This window comes from Microcystis sp. M31BS1 (genome assembly GCF_020245285.1).
GTDB lineage: Bacteria > Cyanobacteriota > Cyanobacteriia > Cyanobacteriales > Microcystaceae > Microcystis > Microcystis panniformis.
This window is the reverse complement of the sequence record NZ_JADBVE010000219.1, coordinates 1-4,565: the sequence shown is the minus strand read 5'-3', so window position 1 is coordinate 4,565 and position 4,565 is coordinate 1. Positions and strand designations below refer to the sequence as shown.

The following is a 4,565-nucleotide window of genomic DNA, read 5'->3' as shown; positions in this document are numbered from 1 at the left end:
CCCTTATCAAGGGTGATCCCCCCGCCTATCGGCACCACCCTTATCAAGGGTGATCCCCCCGCCTATCGGCACCCCCCTTATCAAGGGTGATCCCCCCGCCTATCGGCACCCCCCTTATCAAGGGGGGCGGGGGGGATCGAACCTAAAATCCATTTTTGATTTAATTATAACCAGCTACTTAGAAATTGTCAAACAGAAGCAATGGCAGCCCTAGAAAAGGCCCTAGAAAAAGAAGCGGAAAACTTGATCGCCACCGTGATTAAATTAGCCATATCTCAGTGACAACGGCAAGAGCCTGACATCAACCCCATGGACGACAATTAAGAATGACAACCTAAAATCTTTTCGCTAATTTTGCCATAGACTGCACCCTTTGCTTCTAAAATGGGCTATTGCGGCTAGATACCAATATTGGTCTAGCATTTGCGCGTAGACTGAAAAAAGCACGTTATAAAGATTATGGCCAAAGTTCTGGTATCCGATTCGATCGATCCGGTAGGAGTAGAAATTCTGTCACAGGTTGCCCAAGTGGACGTGAAAACAGGACTATCCGCTGAGGAAATCATTCAAATTATCCCCGAATACGACGCACTGATGCTCCGTTCCAGTACCCGCGTCACCAAAGAAATCGTCGAAGCGGGCAGCAAACTGCAAATTATCGGCCGCGCAGGGGTAGGAGTCGATAATATCGATGTTCCCGCGGCCACTCGTCAGGGTATTATTGTCGTTAACTCTCCCGAAGGTAACACGATCGCCGCTGCCGAACACGCCTTGGCCATGATGTTATCCCTCTCCCGTCATATTCCCGATGCCAATCAGTCGGTAAAAGCGAATAAATGGGAAAGAAATCGCTTTATCGGCACAGAAGTTTATAAAAAGAACCTAGGAGTCGTCGGTTTAGGTAAAATTGGTTCCCACGTCGCCGCCGTTGCTAGATCTCTAGGCATGAAAATTCTCGCCTACGATCCCTTTATTTCCAAAGAACGCGCCGATCAACTCGGTTGCACCTTGGTGGATCTAGAATTACTCTTTGCTGAGTCCGATTTTATCACCCTCCACGTCCCGAAAACTCCCGAAACCCAGCATCTTATCGGTCGGGAAACCATCGCTAAGATGAAACCCACAGTCCGCATCATTAACTGTTCCAGAGGCGGCATTATCGATGAGTTGGCTTTAATTGAAGCCCTCGAATCCGGTAGAATCGCCGGGGCAGCCTTGGATGTATTTGAACAGGAACCTTTAGGCGAATCTAGATTAAGAGAATTATCTAACGTCATCCTCACTCCCCACCTAGGTGCATCGACTACGGAAGCACAGGTGAATGTGGCTATTGATGTGGCCGAACAAATTCGCGATGTCCTCCTCGGTTTGCCAGCGCGCTCGGCTGTTAATATCCCCGGACTAACTCCCGATGTTATGGAAAAACTGCGCCCTTACCTGCAATTAGCGGAAACTATGGGTAATCTTGTCAGTCAGTTGGCAGGAGGTCGCTGTGACTCGTTAAATGTCCGTTTACAGGGAGAATTGGCCACTAAAGACAGTCAACCCCTAGTGATAGCGGCCATTAAGGGTTTACTTTCCCAAGCCCTCCGGGAACGGGTAAACTATGTTAATGCGGCGATCGAAGCTAAGGAACGCGGTATCCGGGTAATCGAAACCCGGGATGCTTCCACCCGGGACTATTCGGGATCGATTCATTTGGAAGCCAATGGTTCCATGGGGACCCATTCCGTCACCGGAGCGCTGTTAAGTAACGGAGAAATCCGCATTACTGACCTCGATGAGTTCCCAATTAACGTGCCACCGAGTAATCATATGCTATTCACCCTTCACCAGGATATGCCCGGTATTATCGGCAAAATTGGCGCACTTTTAGGCAGTTTTAATGTCAATATCGCCAGTATGCAGGTAGGACGCAAAATTATTCGCGGTGACGCAGTTATGGCCCTGAGTCTCGATGATCCTCTACCAGAAGGTCTTCTCTCGGAAATTACTAAAGTCCCCGGTATCCGCGATGCTTACACAGTAAAACTCTAGATTAAATCAGTTATCAGCTTCTGAAGGCAAGAGGCAACCCCCCACCCCCCCTAGGGTTGATTCAAGGTAGGGTTGATTCATGAATCAACCCTACTACCGACATCGGGGGGGTCGGGGGGCAAGGGGGGCTAATCTAAGAATAAGCGGTTTAAATGCGTCTTAGCTTCATCAGTAATCAGTGAAAAGAAAGCTCCGCACTTGCCACTTAAGTAGGGAGGTACAATTATTTGTAGGATGGGTTAGCGGTAGCGTAACCCATGCGGGCGTTGGGTTTCATGCTTCAACCCAACCTACGTTCATCTTATATTTAATTCCACCCACCTACTTAATACTGTTGACTGAAAACTCAAATCTGATAACTGATCACTGATCACTGATATATGTCTAATAGTTGGTGGGAAATTACGGTTTTGTGCGAACCTAGTCTCGAAGAAACGGTTTTCTGGAGACTGGAAAATTTTGGCTGTTCGGGAACGGCCACTGCTAAAAAACAATCCTCTTTAGAGGTTAAGGCCTATATACCAGAAATTAAAGCGCAATTGCCCGATTTAGAGGCACTAAGCCTCTGCTTAAAGGAAGATGCTTTGATTTTAGGTTTTCCCGAACCTGTCAGCCATTGGCAGTTAATGGACGAGGAAGACTGGGCCAGCAGTTGGAAACAACATTGGCAAATTAGCGAGATCGGCGATCGCTTTTTGATCTGTCCTGCTTGGTTAAATCCCCCCGAAAATAACCAGAGATTGGTGATTAAAATTGACCCCGGTTCCGCTTTTGGCACGGGAACGCATCCAACCACGCAATTATGTCTAGAATCCCTAGAAATGCGTTTAAGTAGCCATCCAGAGAATAAAATTATCGCCGATATCGGTTGTGGTTCCGGCATACTGGCGATCGGGGCGATTTTATTAGGAGCGAAAAAAGTTTATGCTGTCGATATAGATCCCCTGGCGGTGAGTGCGACAGGCAGTAATCGCCATCTCAACGGGATTAACCCCGAAAATTTAGCTATTAATCAGGGTAGTGTCGAGGAGTTGTTAGAATTAATTCCCGATGGTGTTGATGGCATAGTTTGTAATATTTTAGCCGAGACAATTATCGCTTTAATGCCCGCAATCACCCGTCTGGCAAAACCCACCACTTGGGGAATTTTAAGCGGCATCCTCGTCACCCAAGCACAAGCGGTTACAGATATTTTAGAACCCCAAGGCTGGACAGTGGCTGCCCTATGGAAACGTCAAGAATGGTGTGGTCTTCAAATTCGTCGCACCGTGGATTAGTATCGGGTTTGCGGCAAAAAGTTTTTCGTGGGGGTAGGGTGTGGGGTGTGGGGTTTTACCCATTTTGGCGAGCGGGGAGCAGCACAACCGGGGGAATACCGACCCCTGATTTCTGAACGAGTACGGAGGGAGTCGAACCCCCGACACCCAGGACCGGAACCTGGTGCTCTATCCTCTGAGCTACGTACCCACAATAAAATACTATTACATTATACCACTAGCCGACGCAGTAGAGCAGAAATTTCCATGACTAGCGATCGCCCTTTAAAACTACTAATCAGTAACGATGACGGCATTTCCGCTCTAGGAGTCCGCACCCTCGCTAACACCCTCGCTACTGCGGGCCATCAAGTCATCGTAGTTTGTCCAGACGGCGAGCGCTCTGCTACCGGTCATGGCTTAACCCTACACCATCCCATCCGGGCCGAACAGGTGGAAGGAATTTTTCACCCCGATGTGATTGCTTGGTCTTGCTCGGGAACTCCCGCCGATTCGGTGAAATTTGCCCTTAGTGCCGTCCTCAAAGAGCGTCCCGATTTAGTTTTAGCCGGCATTAACCACGGGTCTAATCTCGGCACCGATATCCTCTATTCTGGCACGGTTTCCGCGGCCATGGAGGGCTTAATCGAAGGTATTCCCAGTATTGCTGTTAGTCTGGCTAGTTTTAAAGCCTGTGATTTCCAACCGGCCGCCGATTTTGCCCTCACTTTAGTCAGGAAAGTTGCCCTTAACCCTTTTTCTATTCCCACTTTACTCAATGTGAACGTCCCTCCGGTTAGTAGTGCCGAAATCAAGGGGGTGAAAATCACTAGGCAGGGATTGCGACGCTACGAGGAAACCTTCGAGAAAAGACTGGATCCTAGGGGTAAAAGTTATTACTGGTTAATTGGGGAAGTGGTGGAAGATATCGAACAACCGGACTACAGCCATTTACCCCCGCAAGTGCCTACGGATGTGCGCGCTATTGGCGAGAATTTTATCACCATCACGCCCCTACAATACAATTTAACTGATGTGCAGGGTTTTCAACATTTGTACGGAAATTCTTGGTTTGATTGAGGATCATCGGAAATTTTGGGTCTGAAACCCCGCCGTTCTAGGTTGGCTTTACGTTATACTTTGCACGGCTACAACTTGCATTTTTTACTCAAGGACAATAATATAGTTTAAGAGTCATAATTAGAAGCAAAGCACTCATTAAAAACATGATTAACCTAGAATTCACGGAAGAAGAAAAGAACTCACTGTATT

The 4,565-nt window shown here is 47.8% G+C and carries 3 protein-coding genes and 1 tRNA gene; 3 read left to right on the top strand and 1 reads right to left on the bottom strand.

Translation table 11 applies throughout. The features are described 5' to 3' along the window. Positions 1–459: 459 nt before the first annotated feature. Positions 460–2,037, top strand: coding sequence for a phosphoglycerate dehydrogenase (gene serA, locus IM509_RS12860; RefSeq protein WP_061432291.1), 1,578 nt, complete (start codon positions 460–462; stop codon positions 2,035–2,037). Positions 2,038–2,417: 380 nt separating this feature from the next. After that, positions 2,418–3,314: a 50S ribosomal protein L11 methyltransferase gene (gene prmA, locus IM509_RS12855; protein WP_002763313.1), complete on the top strand. Its 897-nt coding sequence runs from the start codon at positions 2,418–2,420 to the stop codon at positions 3,312–3,314. Between the two features lie 117 nt (positions 3,315–3,431). Here the strand turns inward: prmA and IM509_RS12850 are convergent. Further along, positions 3,432–3,504 (bottom strand) — tRNA-Arg (locus IM509_RS12850). Between the two features lie 56 nt (positions 3,505–3,560). Between IM509_RS12850 and surE the strand changes: the two genes are divergently transcribed. Then, positions 3,561–4,373, top strand: a complete 813-nt coding sequence (surE, locus tag IM509_RS12845; RefSeq protein ID WP_043995738.1) for a 5'/3'-nucleotidase SurE — start codon at positions 3,561–3,563, stop codon at positions 4,371–4,373. The last annotated feature ends 192 nt before the right edge of the window (positions 4,374–4,565 follow it).

Coding starts and splice junctions, on each gene's coding strand:
- serA (WP_061432291.1), top strand. CDS start 460: ATGGCCAAAGTTCTGGTATCCGATTCGATCGATCCGGTAGGAGTAGAA.
- prmA (WP_002763313.1), top strand. CDS start 2,418: ATGTCTAATAGTTGGTGGGAAATTACGGTTTTGTGCGAACCTAGTCTC.
- surE (WP_043995738.1), top strand. CDS start 3,561: ATGACTAGCGATCGCCCTTTAAAACTACTAATCAGTAACGATGACGGC.